This is a genomic window from Rhodopseudomonas palustris, assembly GCF_007005445.1.
Lineage (GTDB): Bacteria > Pseudomonadota > Alphaproteobacteria > Rhizobiales > Xanthobacteraceae > Rhodopseudomonas > Rhodopseudomonas palustris_G.
This window is the reverse complement of the sequence record NZ_CP041387.1, coordinates 4,870,501-4,892,216: the sequence shown is the minus strand read 5'-3', so window position 1 is coordinate 4,892,216 and position 21,716 is coordinate 4,870,501. Positions and strand designations below refer to the sequence as shown.

Annotated in this window: 21 protein-coding genes and 2 tRNA genes; 12 read left to right on the top strand and 11 right to left on the bottom strand. The window is 64.6% G+C overall.

Going from position 1 to position 21,716, the window contains the following annotated elements; genetic code table 11:
- The first annotated feature begins 133 nt into the window (after positions 1-133).
- On the top strand, positions 134-940 hold the full coding sequence (locus FLL57_RS22555; protein WP_013499891.1) for an undecaprenyl-diphosphate phosphatase: 807 nt from the start codon (positions 134-136) through the stop codon (positions 938-940).
- Between the two features lie 55 nt (positions 941-995).
- On the opposite strand, the gene FLL57_RS22550 is transcribed toward FLL57_RS22555, so the two are convergent.
- On the bottom strand, positions 996-1,961 hold the full coding sequence (locus FLL57_RS22550) for a complex I NDUFA9 subunit family protein (RefSeq protein WP_013499892.1): 966 nt from the start codon (positions 1,959-1,961) through the stop codon (positions 996-998).
- A 160-nt stretch (positions 1,962-2,121) separates the two neighbouring features.
- Between FLL57_RS22550 and FLL57_RS22545 the strand changes: the two genes are divergently transcribed.
- The 8 genes from FLL57_RS22545 to ptsN all read left to right on the top strand — a co-directional run bounded on the left by FLL57_RS22545 (position 2,122) and on the right by ptsN (position 9,045).
- Positions 2,122-2,206 (top strand) — tRNA-Leu (locus FLL57_RS22545).
- Positions 2,207-2,372: 166 nt separating this feature from the next.
- Positions 2,373-2,987, top strand: coding sequence for a ribonuclease D (locus FLL57_RS22540; protein ID WP_041806909.1), 615 nt, complete (start codon positions 2,373-2,375; stop codon positions 2,985-2,987).
- Positions 2,988-3,227: 240 nt separating this feature from the next.
- Positions 3,228-3,971 carry an LPS export ABC transporter periplasmic protein LptC gene (lptC, locus tag FLL57_RS22535; protein WP_047307630.1) on the top strand — a complete coding sequence of 248 codons (744 nt, stop codon included), beginning with the start codon at positions 3,228-3,230 and terminating at the stop codon, positions 3,969-3,971.
- A gap of 8 nt (positions 3,972-3,979) precedes the next feature.
- Positions 3,980-4,645 (top strand): LptA/OstA family protein, encoded by a 666-nt coding sequence (locus tag FLL57_RS22530; RefSeq protein WP_047307631.1) that lies wholly within the window; start codon positions 3,980-3,982, stop codon positions 4,643-4,645.
- Positions 4,646-4,825: 180 nt separating this feature from the next.
- The gene (gene lptB / locus FLL57_RS22525; protein WP_142884066.1) at positions 4,826-5,800 is read left to right on the top strand and encodes an LPS export ABC transporter ATP-binding protein; all 975 of its coding nucleotides are present in this window, start codon (positions 4,826-4,828) and stop codon (positions 5,798-5,800) included.
- A 202-nt stretch (positions 5,801-6,002) separates the two neighbouring features.
- Positions 6,003-7,646: an RNA polymerase factor sigma-54 gene (rpoN, locus tag FLL57_RS22520; RefSeq protein WP_047307633.1), complete on the top strand. Its 1,644-nt coding sequence runs from the start codon at positions 6,003-6,005 to the stop codon at positions 7,644-7,646.
- 56 nt (positions 7,647-7,702) lie between these two features.
- Positions 7,703-8,311, top strand: a complete 609-nt coding sequence (gene hpf, locus FLL57_RS22515) for a ribosome hibernation-promoting factor, HPF/YfiA family (RefSeq protein ID WP_013499899.1) — start codon at positions 7,703-7,705, stop codon at positions 8,309-8,311.
- Positions 8,312-8,583: 272 nt separating this feature from the next.
- The gene (gene ptsN / locus FLL57_RS22510) at positions 8,584-9,045 is read left to right on the top strand and encodes a PTS IIA-like nitrogen regulatory protein PtsN (RefSeq protein ID WP_013499900.1); all 462 of its coding nucleotides are present in this window, start codon (positions 8,584-8,586) and stop codon (positions 9,043-9,045) included.
- A gap of 256 nt (positions 9,046-9,301) precedes the next feature.
- Here the strand turns inward: ptsN and FLL57_RS22505 are convergent, their stop codons facing one another.
- The 9 genes from FLL57_RS22505 to FLL57_RS22465 all read right to left on the bottom strand — a co-directional run bounded on the left by FLL57_RS22505 (position 9,302) and on the right by FLL57_RS22465 (position 16,662).
- A complete protein-coding gene (locus FLL57_RS22505) occupies positions 9,302-9,568 on the bottom strand; it encodes a DUF1150 family protein (protein ID WP_013499901.1) in 267 nt (88 codons plus the stop codon).
- Between the two features lie 49 nt (positions 9,569-9,617).
- On the bottom strand, positions 9,618-10,043 hold the full coding sequence (locus tag FLL57_RS22500) for an Hsp20 family protein (protein WP_013499902.1): 426 nt from the start codon (positions 10,041-10,043) through the stop codon (positions 9,618-9,620).
- Positions 10,044-10,194: 151 nt separating this feature from the next.
- Positions 10,195-11,283: a sn-glycerol-3-phosphate import ATP-binding protein UgpC gene (locus tag FLL57_RS22495; protein WP_013499903.1), complete on the bottom strand. Its 1,089-nt coding sequence runs from the start codon at positions 11,281-11,283 to the stop codon at positions 10,195-10,197.
- A 5-nt stretch (positions 11,284-11,288) separates the two neighbouring features.
- Entirely contained in the window at positions 11,289-12,137 is an 849-nt protein-coding gene (gene ugpE, locus FLL57_RS22490) for a sn-glycerol-3-phosphate ABC transporter permease UgpE (RefSeq protein ID WP_142884065.1), read from the bottom strand.
- Positions 12,137-13,018, bottom strand: a complete 882-nt coding sequence (gene ugpA, locus FLL57_RS22485) for a sn-glycerol-3-phosphate ABC transporter permease UgpA (protein WP_142884064.1) — start codon at positions 13,016-13,018, stop codon at positions 12,137-12,139. Before ugpA ends, ugpE begins: the two co-directional genes overlap by 1 nt.
- Before the next feature lie 165 nt (positions 13,019-13,183).
- The gene (gene ugpB / locus FLL57_RS22480; RefSeq protein ID WP_047307636.1) at positions 13,184-14,512 is read right to left on the bottom strand and encodes a sn-glycerol-3-phosphate ABC transporter substrate-binding protein UgpB; all 1,329 of its coding nucleotides are present in this window, start codon (positions 14,510-14,512) and stop codon (positions 13,184-13,186) included.
- Between the two features lie 218 nt (positions 14,513-14,730).
- Positions 14,731-15,936: a CaiB/BaiF CoA transferase family protein gene (locus tag FLL57_RS22475; RefSeq protein ID WP_047307637.1), complete on the bottom strand. Its 1,206-nt coding sequence runs from the start codon at positions 15,934-15,936 to the stop codon at positions 14,731-14,733.
- Positions 15,937-16,112: 176 nt separating this feature from the next.
- Positions 16,113-16,188: transfer RNA gene (locus tag FLL57_RS22470), tRNA-Ala, on the bottom strand.
- 69 nt (positions 16,189-16,257) lie between these two features.
- Positions 16,258-16,662: a TIGR02300 family protein gene (locus tag FLL57_RS22465; RefSeq protein ID WP_013499908.1), complete on the bottom strand. Its 405-nt coding sequence runs from the start codon at positions 16,660-16,662 to the stop codon at positions 16,258-16,260.
- A 143-nt stretch (positions 16,663-16,805) separates the two neighbouring features.
- Between FLL57_RS22465 and aroA the strand changes: the two genes are divergently transcribed.
- Positions 16,806-18,143 carry a 3-phosphoshikimate 1-carboxyvinyltransferase gene (aroA, locus tag FLL57_RS22460; protein WP_142884063.1) on the top strand — a complete coding sequence of 446 codons (1,338 nt, stop codon included), beginning with the start codon at positions 16,806-16,808 and terminating at the stop codon, positions 18,141-18,143.
- 3 nt (positions 18,144-18,146) lie between these two features.
- Here aroA and FLL57_RS22455 read toward each other — a convergent pair whose 3' ends face one another.
- Complete coding sequence (locus tag FLL57_RS22455; RefSeq protein WP_047307638.1) at positions 18,147-18,821, bottom strand: lysophospholipid acyltransferase family protein; 675 nt, start codon at positions 18,819-18,821, stop codon at positions 18,147-18,149.
- A 165-nt stretch (positions 18,822-18,986) separates the two neighbouring features.
- Here FLL57_RS22455 and cmk point away from each other — a divergent pair, with 165 nt between their 5' ends.
- Positions 18,987-19,625: a (d)CMP kinase gene (cmk, locus tag FLL57_RS22450; RefSeq protein ID WP_142884268.1), complete on the top strand. Its 639-nt coding sequence runs from the start codon at positions 18,987-18,989 to the stop codon at positions 19,623-19,625.
- A 299-nt stretch (positions 19,626-19,924) separates the two neighbouring features.
- A complete protein-coding gene (gene rpsA, locus FLL57_RS22445; protein ID WP_013499912.1) occupies positions 19,925-21,622 on the top strand; it encodes a 30S ribosomal protein S1 in 1,698 nt (565 codons plus the stop codon).
- The last annotated feature ends 94 nt before the right edge of the window (positions 21,623-21,716 follow it).

Below are 21,716 nucleotides of genomic sequence, written 5' to 3'. Positions count from 1 at the left end.
CGGGCGCCAACCTAGTCGCATGCTGCGGCGAGGCAAGGCACCGAAGGTCGGATTTTTGCCGTTGCGGCATGGTGGGGAATAGGCCACAAGGTCCAGCCTCGCGGACGACCGATCCCTTTCAGCGGACGATTCCATGCTCACCGATATCATCAGAGCCGTCATTCTCGGGATCATCGAGGGTGTGACCGAATTCTTGCCGGTGTCATCTACGGGCCATCTGTTGCTGGCAGGACGGTTCTTCAATCTCGGCGAAGGCGATTTCTGGAAGTCCTTCGCCGTGCTGATTCAGCTCGGTGCGATCCTGGCGATTCTGGCGCTGTATTTCGTGAAATTGTGGCGAATCGCGCTCGGGATGTTCAGCGATCCCGCCGCGCGTCGGTTCGTGATCGGGGTGCTGCTGGCGTTTTTACCCGCCGCGGTGATCGGCGCCGCAGCCGGCGGCTACATCAAGCACTTCCTTTTCAATCCGTGGGTGGTGTGTTTCTCGCTGATCGTCGGCGGTGCGATCCTGTTGTGGGTCGACCAGCTCGAGCTGAAGCCGCGCTATCACGACGCGACGGCGTTCCCGCTGCGAACCTATTTCTATATCGGCTGCGCGCAATGCACCGCGATGATCCCCGGCGTGTCACGGTCCGGCGCCAGCATCGTCGCGGCGATGTTGCTCGGCACCGACAAGCGCTCAGCGGCCGAGTTCTCATTCTTCCTGGCGATTCCGACGATGCTGGGCGCCTTCGTGTACGATCTCTACAAGAGCCGCGGCGAGATGACCTTCGACAATCTCACCATCGTGGCGATCGGTTTCGTGGTGTCGTTCATCACCGCGATCATCGTGGTGAAGACCTTCCTGACCTACGTCACCCGCCACGGCTTCGAGCTGTTCGCGTGGTGGCGCGTGATCGTCGGCACGCTCGGCCTGATCGCGCTGGCGCTCGGGATGTAGCGATCGGCTCTCGGAGCCGAAATGCGGCGCCCGAAGACGCCGCGTTACGATTTGCTCACGCGGTCTTGCGCGCGAATTGCCCGGTCTTGCGGAACCGCCACAGATAGGACGGCACGACCGCCTGCATCGAATCGGGCTGGATGCCGAGACCCTGGAGGGTCAGGCCAGCCTTGGTGGCGGCTTCGGATACCACGTTGTCGACTTCCAGCATCCTCACCTGATCCGGCGTCAGCTTGAAGGCCCCCGGAGCGAATTGCAGCAGCATCGCCTGCAGGCTGGCGAGGCCGAACGGCAACGGCAGCAGCAGCGGCTTGCGGTCGGTGATTTGGAGGATGATGCGCATGATCTCGCGCATCGTCAGTACTTCGGGACCGCCGAGCTCGTAAACGGCGCCCGGTCTGGCGAGCCCATCGACCGCATCGGCGATCGCGGTCGCGACATCGCCGACATAGACCGGCTGCAACTTGGTGTCGGCGCCGACCAGCGGCAGCACCGGCGACATCCGCGCCAGCGCGGCGAATCGGTTGGTGAACTGGTCTTCCGGCCCGAACACCACCGAGGGCCGGAAGATCGTCGCCTGCGGCACCGCTTCGTGCACGGCGCGCTCGCCGGCGGCCTTGCTGCGGGCATAACGCGCCGGCGAATCCGGATCGGCCCCGATCGCCGAGACGTGCACCATGCGGGCACCGACCGAAGCCGCCGCCTGCGCCACCGAGGCGGCGCCGTTGCCCTGCACCGCATCGAATTTCTGCGCACCGCCCTCGGCGAGGATGCCGACCAGATTGATGGCCACATGCGCACCGCGCATCGCTGCCGCGACCGATTCGGGATAACGCAGATTCGCCTGCACGGCGTGGATCTGCCCGACCCGGCCGAGCGGCTGCAGATGGCCGGCGAGCTCCGGCCGCCGCACTGCGACCCGAATCCGGTAGTCACGCCGCGCCAGCGCACTGACGATGTGCCGACCGAGGAAGCCGGAGCCACCGAAAACCGTGACGAGCGTGTCGAGATTCGAAGTCATGCGGGCTGATCCTGATCGCGGAGGAGCGTCTTTTGACGTCCGGGAATTCGCGGACATTCTGGCGGTTTCGCGTTACGCCATCAACCTTTCGCTGTACAGCGGATTTGGTCAGCGGAAGGCATTTGACTTTTCCGTAACGCCTCCCTATCAAGCGCCCCGGGCCCAGGTGGCGGAATTGGTAGACGCGCTGGTTTCAGGTACCAGTGGGTAACACCGTGGAGGTTCGAGTCCTCTCCTGGGCACCATTGCCCACGCCCTTCTCCTCGCATCGGCATCTCCTTACAAAGTCATCGGTCGAGACGTCCACCGCGAGGTGGCGCCGCCCCTCGCGTCGCGCGGGTCGGGGCGATAGGTTTGGCGGCCGATTCGGGGCGTTCGGTGCCCTTTTCCATGGCCAAGGGTTTGCGACATATGACGATCCGCCTGCATCGCGGCGACCTGCCGGATCTTTCCCGCTATACGCATTCGGTGGCGATCGACACCGAAACGATGGGGCTGCATCCGCATCGCGACCGGCTGTGCGTGGTGCAATTGTCGAATGGCGACGGCAGCGCCGACGTGGTGCAGATCCCGCTAGGGGCGACCGATGCGCCGAACCTGAAGAAGTTGCTCGGCGATCCGGCCGTGGTGAAGATCTTTCACTTCGCCCGATTCGATCTGGCAGCGCTGTACAAGGCGTTCGGCGTGATGCCGCAGCCGGTGTACTGCACCAAGATCGCCTCGCGCCTGACCCGCACCTACACCGACCGGCATGGCTTGAAGGACCTGGTGCGCGAACTGCTCGGCATCGACCTGTCGAAGCAGCAGCAATCCAGCGACTGGGGCGCCGAGTCGCTCAGCGACGCCCAGCTTGCCTACGCCGCCTCCGACGTGCTGCACCTGCATGCGCTGCGCGACAAACTCGACACCATGCTGGCACGCGAAGGCCGCACCGATCTGGCGGCGGCCTGCTTCGGCTTCCTCCCGGTGCGCGCCCGGCTCGACCTCGATGGCTGGAGCGAAGAGGACATTTTCGCTCACTCGTAACCGGCAGGACGCATTGCGGACGGGCTCAGAGCCGTGTTCCGCGATCGCGCGCCGTGTTTCGGTCATACTCCTCGGCCTGATGGGCCCCTCGGTCCGATCGGCCGGCGTGGCCCTCCCGTGACGGGGCAATTAAGACTAGCTTAAGGATGTGTCGCAGACTGGAGGCGGCACCCGGCGGCGGCACTCCAAACCATGAGTGCGAGGCTCCGTAACTGACGCAAGACAACTTCGGGAGCAGCGGTGACGGCGGTCGAAATGTCGTCCTATCAGGCCGGAATGGAGGCGCGTTTCGCAGCAGCGGCGCGCCACAGCCGCTTGGTGCGAACCCTGCGGGTCGCGGTGCCGCTGGTGGTGGTGCTGTCGATGGCGGTGATCGTCGCGATCTCGATCTTCAACCCGTTCCGCTACCTGACGAATCTGCCGCTCGACATCGGCGACCTGGTGGTCTCCGGCACCAAGATCACGATGGAATCGCCGCATATGGCCGGATTCACCAATGATGGCCGCCCCTATGAAATGTGGGCACGCTCGGCCACCCAGGATCTAACCAGCCAGGATCACGTCGACCTGCACACGCTGCGGGCCAAGGTGCAGTCCGAAGATCAGTCGACCGTGGTGATCGAGGCCCGCGAGGGGCAGTTCCAGACCAAGGCGCAGCTTCTGAAGCTCAACAAGGACGTCTATCTGCACAATTCCTCCGGCACCGAGGCATGGATGACGCAGGCTGACGTCGACATGGGTCAGGGCACGGTCACCTCCGACGCGCCGGTTGACGTCAAATGGGAGGGCGGCACGCTGCGCGGCCAGCGGATGCGCATCACCGAAAAGGGCGACCTGATCCGGTTCGAGGGCGGCGTGGTGATGAACCTCGACAATGCAGCGCTGGCCGAGCCAGCCGCGGATCCTGTGGCGCAGCCCGCCCCGCCTCCCGCCCCGGCCAAACGGCCGGCTCCCGTTTCCGGCCAGCGCGCCCCCGCGAGGTGAGCCCGACAATGAGAATTGCCGCCCTTCCCCGTTCGCGCCGCGGCACGCTCGCCGCGGTTTGCGCCGCGATGATCGCCGTGTCGGCCCTGGGGCCGCAACCGGCGGCGGCGCAGAGCGCCGTGCAGGGCGTGCCGAATGCGATGCAGGGCTTCTCGCAGAACCGCGACAAGCCGATCCAGATCGAATCCGACACGCTGGAAGTGCGCGACAAGAAGAAGGAAGCGACCTTCTCCGGCAACGTCAAAGTGGTGCAGGGCGACACCACGATGACTTCGCAGACCCTGGTGGTGTTCTACGATCAGGATCAGGCGCCGGCCAAGGGAGCCAAAGGCAAGCCGATGGCAGCGGCCGCGCCGGGGCCGGACGGCGCCTCGTCGATCCGGCGGCTCGAGGCCAAGGGCCATGTTGTCGTCACCCAGAAAGACCAGGTCGTCACCGGCGACAAGGCGGTGTTCGAGACCAAGACCAACCTCGTGACGATGACCGGCAATGTGGTGCTGACCCAGGCCCGCAACGTGGTGCGCGGCGATCGGCTGATGGTCGACATGACCACCGGCGTGTCGCGGGTGGAATCCGACAGCGGTCGGGTCCAGGGCCTGTTTCAATCGTCGGGGACAAATGGCGGCGGCCCGCTTCCACTCGGGCCGCCGACCGGTTCGGGCAAGCCGAAGTGACCCGGCGCGACGATCGGCGGGCACCGATGTTGAACCGGATGCCGCAGGCCTGTAACAGCGATTGGGAAGCCTTGCCCCTGTCGCAACGCCACAACGCCGTGGTGCCGGCACGCGGCACCGGCTGCGGCGCCACCCGTATGACGGTGGCATGGTGCGTCACTGGGCAGGTTCGATAGCGGCATGGTGGATCTTCGCGGCATGTTCCGTCGGCGCGGCCCGAAGGCTTCCGGGTTTGCAGGCGCACGAACCGATATCACCGGACTCGGCGACGAGGTCGGCGATCTGCTGACCGCGCCGGTCCGCGACGCCCCGCCGGTCGCGCGCAGCGATGCGTATGCGGCTCAGCAGAGAACGCCGACGGCCGCCGCTCCACGTCAGACCACGGCCCCGACCCGACAGGCGAGCGCACCCCGGGCCGCGACACCGACACCATCCGGCTATCTGGCAGTTCACAGTGTCGAGAAGAGCTTCGGCACCCGCAAGATCGTGCGCGGTGTCAGCATCTATGTCCGCCGCGGCGAAGCGGTCGGCCTGCTCGGCCCGAACGGCGCCGGCAAAACCACGGTGTTCTACATGATCACCGGACTGATCAAGGCCGACAACGGCGCGATCGAACTCGACGGCCACGACGTCACCAAGCTACCGATGTATCAGCGCGCCCGTCTCGGGATCGGTTACCTGCCGCAGGAAGCCTCGATCTTCCGCGGCCTCACGGTCGAACAGAACATCCGTGCGGTGCTGGAATCGGTCGAACCGGACAAGCGCAAGCGCGAGTCCCAGCTCGACAATCTGCTGCAGGAATTCAACATCGAGCGGTTGCGCAAATCGCCGTCGATCGCGCTGTCCGGCGGCGAGCGCCGCCGCGTCGAAATCGCCCGCGCGCTCGCGAGCCGACCGAACTACATGCTGCTCGACGAGCCGTTCGCCGGCATCGATCCGATCGCGGTCGGCGACATCCAGGATCTGGTGCGACATCTCACCAATCGCGGCATCGGCGTTCTGATCACCGATCACAACGTCCGCGAAACGCTCGGCCTTACCGACCGTGCTTACATTGTCTATGCGGGCGAGATCCTGACCGAGGGGACGCCGGAAGACATCGTCAACGACCCGGACGTCAGGCGTCTTTACCTCGGCGAAGAGTTCCGGCTGTGAAGCCGGTTGCGGTTTGCACCGAGGGAGTCCATGATCTCCGGGTCCGGACCGATCCGACCTCGTGATCGTACTACCAAGATACCGGACCTGGCCGCCGCCGAAGCGCCGCCGCCTCTACTCCAAATTTCCCATTCGTCAAGGCGTGTACAACCGCACCGGAAAGGCGTAAGCAAGAAACGGACCAACTACCGTTTTGGCCACCATGGCGCTGTCGCAACGACTCGAATTCCGCCAGACACAGTCTCTGGTGATGACCCCGCAACTGATGCAGGCGATCAAGCTGCTTCAGTTGTCGAATCTCGACCTCGCGGCATTCGTCGAAGACGAACTCGAAAAGAACCCGCTTCTCGATCGCGCCAGCGACAATGGCGAGCCGCCGGTGGCCGGTGAGACCGCGGTGGACGGCAGCGAGAGCGGTAACGATTTCAGCCAGAGCGGCGGTGACGACGCCGGTGGTGAAAGCTCCGACTTCGTCGAGGCGGGAAGCGCAAGCGCCTTCGAGCCCGGCACCGAAGAGTGGATGCACCGGGATCTCGGCAGCCGCAGCGATATCGAGCAGACGCTCGATACCGGCATGGAAAACGTATTCCCCGAAGAGCCCGCCGAAGCCGCAGCCCGTGCCGCACAGGACAGCGCGCCGGCCTCCTATACGGAATGGGGCGGCGGGGCCTCATCGGACGAGGGCTACAATCTCGAAGCCTTCGTGGCCGCAGAGACTTCGCTCGCCGATCATCTCGCCGAACAGCTCGCCGTCGCGGTGACGACACCGTCGCAGCGCCTGATCGGGCAATACCTGATCGATCTGGTCGACGACGCCGGCTACTTGCCGCCCGATCTGGGCGACGCCGCCGAACGGCTCGGCGCCAGTTCGGCCGAAGTCGAAGCTGTCGTGCACGTGCTGCAGACTTTCGATCCGCCCGGCATCTGCGCGCGCAACCTGAGCGAATGCCTCGCCATCCAACTCCGCGAGCGCGACCGCTACGATCCGGCGATGCAGGCGCTGGTCGAACATCTCGATCTATTGGCCAAGCGCGACGTCGCCAGCTTGCGCAAGATCTGCGGCGTCGACGACGAGGATCTCGTCGACATGATCGGCGAAATCCGCCACCTCGATCCGAAGCCCGGACTGAAATTCGGCTCGTCGCGGGTGCAGACCATCGTGCCCGACGTATTCGTCCGCCCCGGCCCCGACGGCGGCTGGCTGGTCGAACTCAACAGCGACACGTTGCCGAAGGTACTCGTCAACCAGTCGTATTATTCGGAGCTGTCGAAGACGATCCGCAAGGACGGCGACAAATCGTACTTCTCCGACTGTCTGCAGAACGCCACCTGGCTGGTGCGCGCGCTTGATCAGCGCGCCCGCACCATTCTCAAGGTCGCCACCGAGATCGTGCGCCAGCAGGACGGCTTCTTCACCCACGGCGTCAAACATCTGCGGCCGCTGAATCTGAAAGCCGTGGCCGACGCGATCCAGATGCACGAATCGACGGTGTCGCGCGTCACCGCCAACAAATACATGGCGACCAACCGCGGCACTTTCGAACTTAAGTATTTCTTCACCGCGTCGATCGCTTCCGCCGACGGCGGCGAAGCGCACTCGGCCGAAGCCGTGCGGCACCAGATCCGCCAGTTGATCGACAGCGAGGAGCCGTCGGCGATCCTGTCGGATGATACGATCGTCGACCGGCTGCGCGAAGCCGGCATCGACATCGCGCGTCGCACCGTCGCGAAGTATCGCGAAGCGATGCGTATCCCCTCTTCAGTGCAGCGCCGCCGGGACAAACAGAACATGCTCGGTACGCAGTCGGCGGCCGCGAGCCGGTCCCGCGACACCGCCCCAGCTTGATTGCGCGGCCCTGCTCTGACTAGTGTCACCTCCCCTAAGACGAATCGAGGACTGCCATGACCATCCGGATATCCGGCAAGAGCATCAGCATCGGCGAAGCGCTGCGCGGCCGCGTGAGCGAACGCACCGAGGAGGTGTTGCGCAAGTATTTCGATGGCAACTATTCGGGACACTTCACGCTCAGCAAGGACGGTTTCGGCTTCCGTACCGATTGTGCGCTGCACCTTGATTCCGGCATCACCCTGGAAGCCGAGGCCAACGCGGCGGACGCTTATGCGAGCGCCGATCAGGCGCTGGTGCAGATCGAAAAGCGGCTGCGCCGCTACAAGAGCCGGCTGAAGGATCGTTCGGCGCGGAAGGCCCATGCCGAAGCCAACGCTCTGGCCGAACTCAGCACGCCGGTGGACGTGCCGAGCTACGTGATCGAGGCGCCCGGCGACGAGGAACATCAGGAAGACGCTTACAACCCGGTGATCATCGCCGAGGCCACCACCGCGATGAAGCGGCTCTCGGTGAGCGAGGCGGTGGTCGAGCTCGACCTCACCGGCGCGCCGGTGGTGGTGTTCCTGCACGGCGGCTCGGGCCGCGTGAACATCATCTATCGTCGTGCCGACGGCAATATCGGCTGGATCGATCCGCCGGTGCCGAACGGCGCCGCGAGCTGATCGCGATGCCTCGCGGGAACCGCACAGGCGGTTTGCCGCGAGGCATTGACGCTCGTCCAACGCTCTGCCTATGGTCCGCCGCTTTTCGGCGGGCCGACGGCGCCATTTTACGGCCGCCGTCAGGAATGCTAGACTTAAGTTAGGATCATGATTTCCGGAGCGTTTTCGGTTGCGATCAGGGGATCGTGCGAAGCCTCTCGGATCGAACGCTTGACGCAACCCACCGCCGTCCTATTTCACCCCGGACCGCAGCAACATCCTCGGAACGCCTGATGACGATTACGGATCTTGTCGCGCCCGAGGCCGTCATCCCGGCGCTGAAGGTGATCAGCAAGAAGCAGGCGCTGCAGGAACTCGCGGCCCGCGCCAGTGAATTGACCGGCCAGAACGAGCGCACGATTTTCGAAGTTCTGTTGCAGCGCGAGAAGCTCGGGACCACCGCGGTCGGCTACGGCGTCGCGATTCCGCACGGCAAGCTGCCGAAGCTCGAGAAGCTGTTCGGGCTGTTCGCGCGACTGGAGCGGCCGATCGATTTCGAAGCGATGGACGGTCAGCCGGTCGATTTGGTTTTCCTGCTGCTGGCGCCGGAAGGGGCGGGCGCCGATCACCTCAAGGCGCTGGCGCGGATAGCCCGGCTGCTGCGCGATCAGGACGTCGCCAAAAAACTTCGCGCCTCACGCGACTCCCAAGCGATCTATTCGGTTCTCGCATTGCCGCCCGCGACGGCGGCTTGAGCAACCGACGACGGCATCGCGCCTCGTGGTCGATCTGTTGTGATCGAGCTGGCTTGGTCCGTACGATCTCGTCGAGCGGCGGAGGTCGTCGATCAGAATAGCCGAGGCTATTGGCTAGGTGAGATCGGCGCCGCAACGCATCCGGTTGCTTGCTGATGAAGAGCCCTCGCGCAAAATGCCGCTCATCGGTAGCCAGCGGGCGCGGAGCGCCGTCACCGGACACCCCGCGTCGCGTAACCATCCGTGCAATCAGCGTTCAGTGAACGCTGACGGCCTGCAACTCCTGGCTCCAGGCATTCGCGATCGCCGCTTCCCTGCTGTCGGTCAGCATGATCGGCGTGCCGTCTGCCGAATGCAGCGCGAACAGCTTGAGGCCGGGCGCGATTTCGGGGGCCTGCGGAAACAGACCGGGCACGTCTTCGGAGCGGATCTGCTTCACATAGGCGATATGACCTTCGCCAAGATGCGCCAGCGCCTCCGGCGTGACGCCCACATTTCCATGCGTAGTACCAGATTCAGTCATGGTCTCGACTCCTCTAAGACTTAAGCGGTCGAGTCCGCCACTCGTTCCATTATTCGTGTTCGGTGATGGCGATTGTCTTAACGACCCGCTCCGGCTCCGGCCGGATCAGGTCAATCGACAGAAGCCCGTTCTTCATGTCCGCTCCCAACACCTGCATCCCGTCGGCCAGCACGAAGGTGCGCTGGAAGTGACGCGCGGCGATGCCACGGTGGATGTATTGCCGGGCCTTGTCATCCTGCTGCCGCCCGCGGATCACCAGTTGATTTTCCTCAACCGTGACGTCGAGTTGATCGCGGGTGAATCCGGCCACCGCCAGCGTGATACGCAGCTTTTCGGGGTCACCGTCGCAGCGTTCGCACCGCTCGATGTTGTACGGGGGATACCCGTCGGCGCCTTTCACGACTCGGTCGAGCGCACGCTCGATCTCGTCGAATCCCAGCAGGAAGGGACTTGATAACGAAGGAACACGAGACATCACAAAGTCCTCTCGAAGCGACTTTGAGGGGGTCCTTGCGGCACCCCATCGACCGTTCGGCACCTTGCCGGCCGGTCCATTCGAATATGGGCAGTGCAGAACGGCTCTGCAAGAAGGTCGGAACAGCGAATTACGCCAGAGACTTAGGGGCCTATCGGACAATCCGGCGGCGGCCGTCGGCGGAAAACAGATGCAGGCTCGGCGGCGGCGCCGTAACCGTAATGCGCTCCCCGATGCCCGGCGCCGCCTGCCCGGGGATGCGGACGATGAGGTCCGCGCCGGCCGCTTCCGGGCTGCCGACCACCACCGGCTCGTTCAGGTGATCGCCCCGGGCCCCATAGACGAACGTCTCGGGCCCGACCCGCTCGATCGCCTCGACCGTGACGTCGAGCGCCAGAGCGCCACTGCCCGCCGTCCCCGAGACGATCGTCAGGTCTTCGGGGCGAACGCCGAGAATGCCGGCCTCCGGCGGCGCGCTGCCGAGCTGCGCCCGCAGATCGTCCGCGAGCGGCATCAGGTTCATCGGAGGCGCACCGATGAACGATGCGACGAAGGTGGTCGCCGGCCGAGCGTAGACATCGAGGGGCGAACCGATCTGTTCAACCTCCCCGGCGTTCATCACCACCAGCACATCGGCCAGCGTCATCGCCTCGAGCTGATCGTGGGTGACGTAGATCGCGGTGGTGGCGAGCCGGCGCTGCAGCTTACGGATCTCGACCCGCATCGCCACCCGCAGCTTGGCATCGAGATTGGACAGCGGCTCGTCGAACAGAAACACCTTCGGCTGGCGGACGATCGCACGGCCCATCGCGACGCGCTGGCGTTGGCCGCCGGAGAGCTGACGCGGCTTGCGGGTCAGCATCGAGCCGAGCTCGAGAATGCGCGCGGCTTCCTGCACCCGCGCCTCGATCTCGGCCCTGGCCGTGCCACGATTGCGCAGGCCGTAGGCCATATTGTCGTAGACGCTCATGTGCGGATACAGCGCGTAATTCTGGAACACCATGGCGATGTCGCGATCGGCCGGCTCGATTTGGTTGACCACGCGGCCGCCGATCTCGATCTCGCCGGAGGTGATCGTTTCCAGCCCCGCCACCATCCGCAGCAGCGTGGACTTGCCGCAGCCGGAGGGCCCGACCAGGACGCAGAACTGGCCGTCACCGACCTCGAAATCGACTCCCTTGATCGCCTCGAAACCACCAGGATAGGTCTTGCGGACAGATCGAAGAACGACGTTGGCCACTGTTGCTACTTCTCCGTCTCCACCAGTCCGCGCACGAACAGCTTCTGCATCAGCACCACCACGGCGACCGGCGGGAGCATCGCCAGCACTGCGGTGGCCATCACCACCGGCCACTCGGTGAGCGCGTCGGAGGTGACGATCATCTTGCGGATGCCGATCTGGATGGTCTGCATGTCGTCGCGCGTGGTGATCAGCAGCGGCCAGAGATACTGATTCCAGCCCAGGATGAACAGGATCACGAACAGCGCCGCCATGTTGGTGCGCGACAACGGCAGCAGGGTGTCCCAGAAGAACCGGAACGGGCCGGCACCGTCGATCCGCGACGCCTCCAAAAGCTCGTCCGGCACCGTCATGAAGAACTGCCGGAACAGCAATGTCGCGGTCGCCGACGCAATCAGCGGCAGCGTCAGGCCTGCGTAGCTGTCGAGCAGGTTGAGGTCGGCGACGATCTTGTAGGTCGGATAGATCCGCACCTCGACCGGCAGCATCAAGGTGATGAAAATCAGCCAGAAGATCGTCATCCGGAACGGGAAGCGAAAATACACGATCGCGTAGGCCGAAATGATCGAGATCCCGATCTTTCCGAGCGCGATCGTCATCGCCATCACCATCGAATTGAACAGCATGGTGCCGACCGGCTCGCGGGTGGTGCCCGATGTGCCGACGAACAACGTTTTGGTGTACGTCTCGAGGAAATGCCCGCCCGGCAACAGCGACATCTGGCCGTTGGCGATGGAGGCGTTGTCCTGGGTCGATGCCACGAAGGCCAGATACACCGGAAACGCCACGATCAGGACGCCGGCCCACAGCACCAGATGCGGCAGCAGATTCCCGAACTTGCGGTGCTCGACCATCAATAGTTGACCTTGCGCTCGACGAAGCGGAACTGAAACGCAGTGAGCGCGATAACGATTCCCATCAGGATCACCGACTGCGCGGCCGAGCTGCCGAGATTGCCGCCGAGCAGGCCGTCGCTGTAGACCTTGTAGACCAGCGTCTCGGTCGCCTTCGCCGGGCCGCCGCGCGTCATGGTGTCGATGATGCCGAAGGTTTCGAAGAAGGCGTAGACGACATTGACGACGATCAGGAAGAAGATGGTCGGCGACAACAGCGGGAAGATGATGGTCCAGAATCTGCGCATCGGCCTCGCGCCGTCGATCGCCGCGGCTTCGATCACGCTGGCCGGGATCGCCTGCAGGCCGGCGAGAAAGAACAGGAAGTTGTAGGAGATCTGCTTCCAGGCCGCGGCGAGGATGATCAGCAACGCCGCCTGATGACCGTCGAGCAGCGGATTCCAGTCGATCCCGAGCGCGCGCAGGCCGTGGGCGATCACGCCGAGCGAGGGATTGAGCATGAAGATCCAGAGCACACCGACCACCGGCGGTGCGACCGCATAGGGCCAGATCAGCAGGGTGCGGTAGAACGTCGAGCCGCGCAGCGGCCGATCCGCCATCACCGCCAGCAGCAGCGCGAGCGACAGCGACGACAGCGCGATCGCGAAGGAGAATGCGAAGGTCCGCAGGATGGCGGCGAAGTAGTCCGGATCAGCGAGCAACTCGCGATAATTGTCGAACCAGACGAACACGGTCGACAGCCCGAACGCGTCCTGCATCAGGAACGACTGGATCACCGCCTGGCCGGCCGGCCAATAGAAGAACACCAGCACCACCGCGAGCTGCGGAAGCACCAGCAGATAGGGCAGTAACTTCGACTGAAAGACGGCCTGCTTGAGCATGGATCAGCTGCTTACCTGTGGCCGGAAGACTCGACAAGCACTCCGTCGTCATCGTCCGGCTTGACCGGGCGACCCAGTACTCCGTGACGCCGACAGTCTCGCCGAGACGCTCTGGAGTACTGGGTGCCCCGCTTTCGCGGGGCAATGACGCTAGGGGTAACGCGGCTAACGAACCGCAGTCTTTTCGAACTGTCGCAGCATCGTGTTGCCACGCGTCACAGCGGCGTCGAGGGCTTCTTTGGCGGTCTTCTTACCGGCGAGTGCCTGCTCGATCTCCTCGGCCCAGAGATCGCGGAGCTGCACCATGTTGCCGAGCCGCAGACCGCGGGAATTCTCGGTCGGCGGCTTGTTGGTCAACTCCTTGATCGGCGTTTCGAGGTACGGCTGCTCGTTGTAGAAGCCGTCGGCCTTGGCTTTCTCGTATGCCGCCTTGGTGATCGGCAGGTAACCCGACGCCTTGTGGATCGCGACCTGGCGGTCGGTGTCGGACAGGAACGCCAGGAACTTGGCGACCCCCTTGTACTCCTCAGGTGTCTTGCCGCCCATCACCCACAGCGAAGCGCCGCCGATGATCGAATTCTGCGGCGCGCCCTGGACGTCCGGATAGTAAGGCATCGGCGCGTTGGTCCAGTTGAACTTGGCCTGCGACTTGACGTTGCCGAAGAACCCGGACGAGGTCAGGAACAGCGGGCACTCGCCCGAGGTGAAACGGCCCTCGCCGGCATTGGTGCGACCCGAGTAGTCGTAGGTCTTGTCTTTCTGCAGCTCGATCAGCTTCTCGAGATGCTTGATCTGCACCGGACCGTTGAATTCGAGCTTGGTGTCGAAGCCGTCGAGGCCATTGGCCTTGCTCGCCAGCGGCACGTTGTGCCAGGCCGAAAGCTGCTCCAGATTGGCCCAGGTCACCCAGGCGGTGGAGAAACCGCAGGTGGCATAACCCGCCGCCTTCAGTTTCTTGGCGTCGTCGAATACCTGCGGCCAGGTCTTAGGGATCTCGGTGATGCCGGCTTTTTTCAGCGCGTCGAGATTGACCCACATCACCATCGACGACGAGTTGAACGGGAACGACAGCATCTCGCCCTTCGAGGTCGAGTAGTAGCCGGTGATCGCCGGCAGATAGGCGTTGGGATCGAATGTCTCGCCGGTTTCCTGCATCAGCTTGTAGACCGGCTTCACCGCACCGGTCGCCGACATCATGGTGGCGGTTCCGACCTCGAACACCTGCATGATGTGCGGTGCATTGCCGGCGCGGAATGCGGCGATGCCGGCATTCATGGTGTCGGGATAGCTCCCTTTGTAGGCGGGCACGACCTTGTAGTCGCTCTGCGAGGCGTTGAAATCATTGGCGAGTTTGACGACGACCTCGTTGTTGCCGCCGGTCATCGCGTGCCACCATTGAATTTCAGTGACCGCCTGGGCCGGCGCGGCCATCGCCAGCGTCACGGCGATCGCCGTTGCGGCGGCCGCGGTCGGGCCGAAGGATCGAAATGCCATGAATACCTCCCGGTTCGGTGCGCAAAATCGTGGACGGCGCGCGGTAGCAGCACGCAATGACAGGCGCATGACCGTATAGGCGACAGGCCGGCGCAGGGAAGCGCGACAGCGACCCAGCCTCAGAAAAGCATAGTGCGGCGCAAGATCACGCCGCACTGCGGCCGTCGATGCCCGAGCGGGCGCGGCGGGCGCCGGCATCGCTGCCAGCGCCACCTCGATCAGCGTTTGCGCTCGGGACCGCTGACGATGCCGTCGGCGACCAGCTTGGCGATGTCGTCGGCCGAATAGCCGAACTCGCCGAGCACCTCGCCGGCGTGCTGACTGAATGTCGGCGGCAGGCTGCGAAGGCTGGCTTTGGTGCGCTCGAATCGGATCGGTGAGGCGACGCCCTTGTACCAGTCCTTCTCGATCACATCGCCGCGGTAGGCGGTGTGCGGGCTTGTCAACGCCTTGTCGATCGACTGCACCGGACCGGCCGGCAGGCCGGCGTTGAGCAGCCGGTCGCACAGCGGCACGGCGTCGTGCTGGCTGAACACCGCCTCGAGTTCGGCGCGGAGTGCGGCGCGGTTGGCGATGCGGTCCTTGTTGCGCGCGAAGCGCGGATCGGTGCCGAGTTCTGGCTTGCCGATCTCCTTGCACAGTTTGCGGAAGGTGCCGTCGTTGCCGACACCGGTAAAGATCTGACCGTCGCGGGCATTGAAGGTCGCATACGGCACCAGATTCGGGTGCTCGTTGCCGGTCAGCGCCGGCGGCTTGCCATGCAGGAAGTAGTTCGCGGTATGCGGATGCATGATCGCGAGACCGGTTTCGTACAGCGTGGTCTCCACGAACTGGCCCTTGCCGGAGCGCTCGCGCTCCGCCAGTGCCATCAAAATACCGATCGTTGCATACAGGCCGGTGGTGATGTCGACCAGAGGCACGCCGATCCGCATCGGCCCGCTTTCCGGCGATCCCGTCGCCGCGATCATGCCGGTCATCGCCTGGATGATGGCGTCGTAACCGGGATTGCCGCCGCGCGGGCCGTCGGCGCCGAAGCCCGAGATCCGGCAGTGCACCAGCCGCGGAAACTTCTCGCGAATCACTTCGTTCGAGAGGCCCCATTTGTCGAGCGTGCCGGGTTTGAAGTTCTCGATCAGCACGTCGGCGTCTTCGAGCATCTTCAGCAGCACCTCGCGGCCGTCGGGCGAGGCGAGGTCGAGGCCGATCGAGCGCTTGTTGCGGTTGATGCCGAGGAAATACGCCGCATCCTCGTCATGGAACGGAGGACCCCAGTCGCGGACTTCGTCGCCCGCCGGCGGTTCGACCTTGATCACGTCGGCGCCGTGGTCGGCGAGAATCTGGGTGCAATACGGGCCGCCGAGCACGCGGGTGAGATCGATCACGCGCAATCCGGCGATCGCGCCGGGCATCGATGCAGGGGTCATACTGGCTTTCTTGGCGAAGCTTGAAGGGGAGGCGAACTTACCGTCCCCGACCGCATTTTGGCAAATGCCGCTCAGACTTCAGTGCCTGCCACGCGCATGCAGCTTCAGGTGCGGCCTGACCTGCTTGCAGAAGCTGGGCGACCATGTCGCATCAAGCAGATCGGGCGGGGAAGGAGTGGTGGAGCCAGGCGGGATCGAACCGCCGACCTCTTGCATGCCATGCAAGCGCTCTCCCAGCTGAGCTATGGCCCCTTACCCTGGGTGCGCGGCGCAAATCAAATTCGCCGCGCGGCAATCGTTGATCACATATCGGCGACGATCTCAAGTCTCCTCATCGCCAGAAACGTCACCAATGATGTCCGTGACGTCTTCATCCTCTTCTTCTTCATCGGCGATGAAGGTCGAATCGTCGTCATCGTCGTCGATCGTCTCGTCGATTTCGATGTCATCCTCGGATTCCGGCACCACGGCCTTGACCTTGCCGGTGTTCTCCTCGGCATCAGCCTCCTCGAGCGACACCAGCTCTTCGGCCTCCATCGCCTCCGGAGCCTCCGTATCGGCCGGGGCAGCGGCGCGCTGATCGGCACGCGTGCGCGGCGCCACGACCGGAGCGATCGGAACCACCTCGCCGGTATAGGGCGAGATCACCGGGGTCTTGTTCAGATCGTAGAACTTTTTGCCCGTCGTCGGGCAAATGCGTTTGGTTCCGAGATCGGATTTCGCCACTTGTGCAACCTTGGGATTTCTTGAAAAACGGTGCTTCACTTGGCTAGTTGGCACGCCGCTGTCAATAGCGGTTTGTGCCGAAGGCCGCGAAGCGGGACCGTGGCGCCGAGCCGAATCACCCGCAGCCGCAAGGGACCACCATCTTGACTGATTCGAACCAGCCGACGCCGCTGCAGGCGCGCAAGAGCGACGCATTGCGCGGCACCGCACGCGTCCCGGGCGACAAATCGATTTCGCACCGCGCGTTGATTCTCGGCGCACTGGCGGTCGGCGAGACCCGGATCTCGGGCCTGCTCGAGGGCGAGGACGTTCTCAACACCGCCAAGGCGATGCGCGCGCTGGGAGCCAAGGTCGAGCGCACCGGGGACTGCGAATGGTGCGTCCACGGCGTCGGCGTCGCGGGCTTTGCGACGCCAGAGGGCCCGCTGGATTTCGGCAATTCGGGCACCGGCTGCCGGCTGGCGATGGGCGCGGTGGCGGGATCTCCGGTCCTGGCGACGTTCGACGGCGACGCGTCGCTGCGCAGCCGGCCGATGCGGCGGATCGTCGATCCGCTGGAGCTGATGGGCGCCAAAGTGGTGTCGAGCAGCGACGGTGGCCGGCTGCCGCTGACCCTGCAGGGCGCCCGCGATCCGCTGCCGATCCTGTACCGCACCCCTGTGCCGTCCGCCCAGATCAAGTCCGCCGTGCTGCTCGCCGGCCTGTCGGCGCCTGGCATCACGACCGTCATCGAGGCCGAGGCCAGCCGGGACCATACCGAGCTGATGCTGCAGCATTTCGGCGCCACGGTCGTGACCGAACCGGAAGGCGCCCATGGCCGTAAGATTTCGTTAACCGGCCAGCCCGAATTGCGGGGCGCCCCGGTGGTGGTGCCGGCCGATCCGTCGTCGGCCGCCTTCCCGATGGTGGCGGCGCTGGTGGTGCCGGGCTCCGACATCGAATTGACCGACGTGATGACCAACCCGCTGCGCACCGGGCTGATCACGACGCTGCGGGAAATGGGCGCCTCGATCGAGGACAGCGACGTCCGGGGCGACGCCGGCGAGCCGATGGCCCGGTTCCGGGTGCGCGGTTCGAAGCTGAGGGGCGTCGAGGTGCCCCCGGAGCGCGCACCGTCGATGATCGACGAATATCTGGTGCTGGCAGTCGCCGCGGCGTTCGCCGAAGGCACCACGGTGATGCGCGGCCTGCACGAACTGCGGGTCAAGGAAAGCGACCGGCTGGACGCGACCGCCGCGATGCTGCGGGTCAACGGCGTCGCGGTCGAGATCGCCGGCGACGATCTGATCGTCGAGGGCAAAGGCCATGTGCCCGGCGGCGGCGTGGTCGCCACCCACATGGATCATCGCATCGCGATGTCGGCCCTGGTGATGGGACTGGCGGCTGGCCGTCCGGTGACGGTCGACGACACCGCCTTCATTGCCACCAGCTTCCCGGATTTCATCCCGATGATGCAGCGGCTGGGCGCTGAATTCGGCTGAGCCTCAGGTCGCTTCGACCGGCTGAAGGCCGACGATCCGGTCGGTTTCGTTCTGCGCGGCGGTCAGAGCTGCCTGCAGCCGCTCGGCGATCTCTGCGGTCGGCGAGCCGGCCTCGACGGTAATCGGCTCGCCGAACCGGATCGCAACCTTCGCGAACAATCCCGGCAGCATCAGCCGATCCCAGCTCCGAAGCAGCTTGTGACGAGACAGACTGACCGAGACCGGCAGGATCGGCAGCCCGGTCAGCCGCGCCATATCGAGAACGCCCTCGCTGTTGATGCGCATCCGCGGACCGCGCGGGCCGTCGGGCGTGACGAACAGACTGTGGCCGGACTTTCCAAGCCGCATCATTTCGCGCGCCGCCCGCATGCCGCCGCGCGAGGACGAACCGACCGCAGTCTGAATCCCGAACGCGGCCCCGACCCGGGAGATGATCTTGCCGTCGCGATGCCCACTGATCAGCGCGACCAGCGGCTTGCTCTTGGTCTGCAGCATCGGCGCCATGATCAGCCGCCCGTGCCACATCGCCAGAATGTAAGGCTCCGGGATCGGAGCGGCCTGCCGATCGTATCGGCCGGTCCACATCACGAACTTAAAATAGATCTTGGAAAAGTTGACGCCGAGCGACAGGACCGCATCCGATCGCGTAATGCGTTTGACGAAAGCGGGCGTGGCCATCCAGGAAGAGTCCGGGCAGAGATAGATAGGAAATTGCCAACGAGGCTGGCTTCGGCGGATCGCGGGTTTATACCCAGTCGTTCACGGCTGCAAACCACCGCGGGACCTCGTCGGGACGCCCCGCCGCCATACAGGCTCACCAAGCCAATTGGAATGCAAAAGAGAATGATCATCGCAATCGACGGACCGGCCGCATCGGGCAAAGGGACGCTCGCCAAGCGGCTGGCCGCACATTACGGCCTCGGGCATCTTGATACCGGCGTGATCTACCGCGCCGTCGCCAAGGCGATGCTGGACGCTGGCGCCGACCTTGCCGACGAGGCCCGCGCCGCCGAGGTCGCCCGCACGCTCGACCCGGCGCGGTTCGACGACCCGGCGCTGAAGAGTCAAACCGTCGGCGAGGCCGCCTCGGTGGTGTCGGCGCATCCGCGGGTTCGCGCCGCGCTGGTCGAGTTCCAGCAGCGCTTCGCGGCCACGCCGCCGGGCGCCGTGCTCGACGGCCGCGACATCGGCACGGTGATCTGCCCGGATGCCGAGGTGAAGATCTTCGTGGTCGCCTCGCCCGAGGTGCGTGCTCACCGCCGCTTCCTGGAAGCACAGTCCCGCGGCGAGCCCGCCGACGAGGCGGTAATCCTGGCCGACATCCTCAAGCGCGACGAACGCGACCAGAACCGCGCCGCAGCACCGCTCAAGCAAGCACCGGATGCAGTCTTGCTCGATAATTCCTATTTGGATATAGAAGGCGGCGTCCGGGCCGCCATCGACATTGTCGAGGCCGTTCGAGCGGGCCGGCGTCGGGTCTGAGGACCAAAACGGCGCCGTCATTGGAGGTTCGCCCGCTCCACCGCCACCGCCGCGATGGCCGGATGAAGACCGCGAGATCCGCTTCGGATTCATCGCGCCTTTCGCCGCCGGACGATCTGCTGGAATGCCCCAATCTGCGATCCGCTTCACCGCGGATCAACGTCTCGACCGTGCAGGCATGCTGCCGGCCCGCTCCGCACCGATGTGCAGGGCGGTCGTCAGGTTCGCGGACCCCTGACACTGCGCGCACGAGACGGCCCTCAACCGAACTGCCGGCGACATCCGCATCTGGAGAACAAATGGCTTCGACTGACACTTACAACCCGACCCGCGACGATTTCGCCGCGATGCTCGACGAGTCCTTCGCCGGCGGCAACCTGCAGGAAAGCTCTGTTATCAAGGGCAAGGTCGTCGCGATCGAGAAGGACATGGCCGTCATCGACGTCGGCCTGAAGACCGAAGGCCGCGTGCCGCTGCGCGAGTTCGCCGGTCCCGGCCGCGACAACGAGATCAAGGTCGGCGATACCGTCGAGGTGTTTCTCGATCGGATCGAGAATGCGCTCGGTGAAGCCGTGCTGTCGCGCGACAAGGCGCGCCGCGAAGAGAGCTGGGGCAAGCTCGAGAAGGCCTTCAACAACAACGAGAAGGTGTTCGGCGTCATCTTCAATCAGGTCAAGGGCGGCTTCACGGTCGACCTCGACGGCGCCGTGGCGTTCCTGCCGCGCTCCCAGGTCGACATCCGTCCGATCCGCGACGTCGCGCCGCTGATGAACAACTCGCAGCCGTTCCAGATCCTCAAGATGGACCGCCGCCGCGGCAACATCGTGGTGTCGCGCCGCACGGTTCTCGAAGAGACCCGCGCCGAGCAGCGCCAGGAGCTGGTGCAGAACCTCGAAGAGGGTCAGGTGATCGACGGCGTCGTCAAGAACATCACCGATTACGGTGCGTTCGTCGACCTCGGCGGCATCGACGGCCTGCTGCACGTCACCGATATCGCCTGGCGCCGGGTCAATCACCCGACCGAGGTGCTGACCATCGGCCAGACCGTCAAGGTCAAGATCATCAAGATCAACCACGAGACCCACCGCATCTCGCTCGGCATGAAGCAACTGCTGGACGATCCGTGGCAGGGCATCGAGGCCAAGTACCCGCTGAACGCGCGCTTCACCGGCCGCGTCACCAACATCACCGACTACGGTGCATTCGTCGAGCTCGAGCCGGGCATCGAAGGCCTGATCCACGTCTCCGAGATGTCGTGGACCAAGAAGAACATGCACCCCGGCAAGATCGTTTCGACCTCTCAGGAAGTCGAAGTGCAGGTGCTCGAGGTGGATTCGGTCAAGCGCCGCATCTCGCTCGGTCTCAAGCAGACCATGCGCAATCCGTGGGAAGTGTTCGTCGAGAAGCATCCGGTCGGTTCGACCGTCGAAGGCGAGGTCAAGAACAAGACCGAGTTCGGTCTGTTCCTGGGTCTCGACGGCGACGTCGACGGCATGGTCCACCTCTCGGACCTCGACTGGAAGCAGCCGGGCGAGCAGGTGATCGACAACTTCAAGAAGGGCGACATGGTCAAGGCCGTGGTGCTCGACGTGGATGTCGAAAAGGAGCGCATCTCGCTCGGCGTCAAGCAGCTCGAAGGCGACCCCTTCGCCGAGCCGGGCGACGTCAAGAAGGGCGCGGTCGTGACCTGCGAAGTGCTCGACGTGAAGGAATCGGGCATCGACGTGCAGATCGTCGGCACCGACTTCAACACCTTCATCAAGCGTTCCGAGCTGGCGCGCGACCGCAACGACCAGCGCAGCGACCGCTTCGCGGTTGGTGAGAAGGTCGACGCCCGCGTCATCCAGTTCGACAAGAAGGCCCGCAAGGTCCAGGTGTCGATCAAGGCGCTGGAAGTGGCCGAGGAGAAGGAAGCCATCGCGCAGTACGGCTCGTCCGATTCGGGCGCGACGCTGGGCGACATTCTCGGCACCGCGCTCAAGCAGCGCGACAAGTAAGCCTCTCGCTTAACTGACGAAATCGAAGGGCTCCGGCATCGCCGGGGCCCTTTTTCGTTGGCTGTCCGGGCACCACGCCGGCCGCGACGGATTT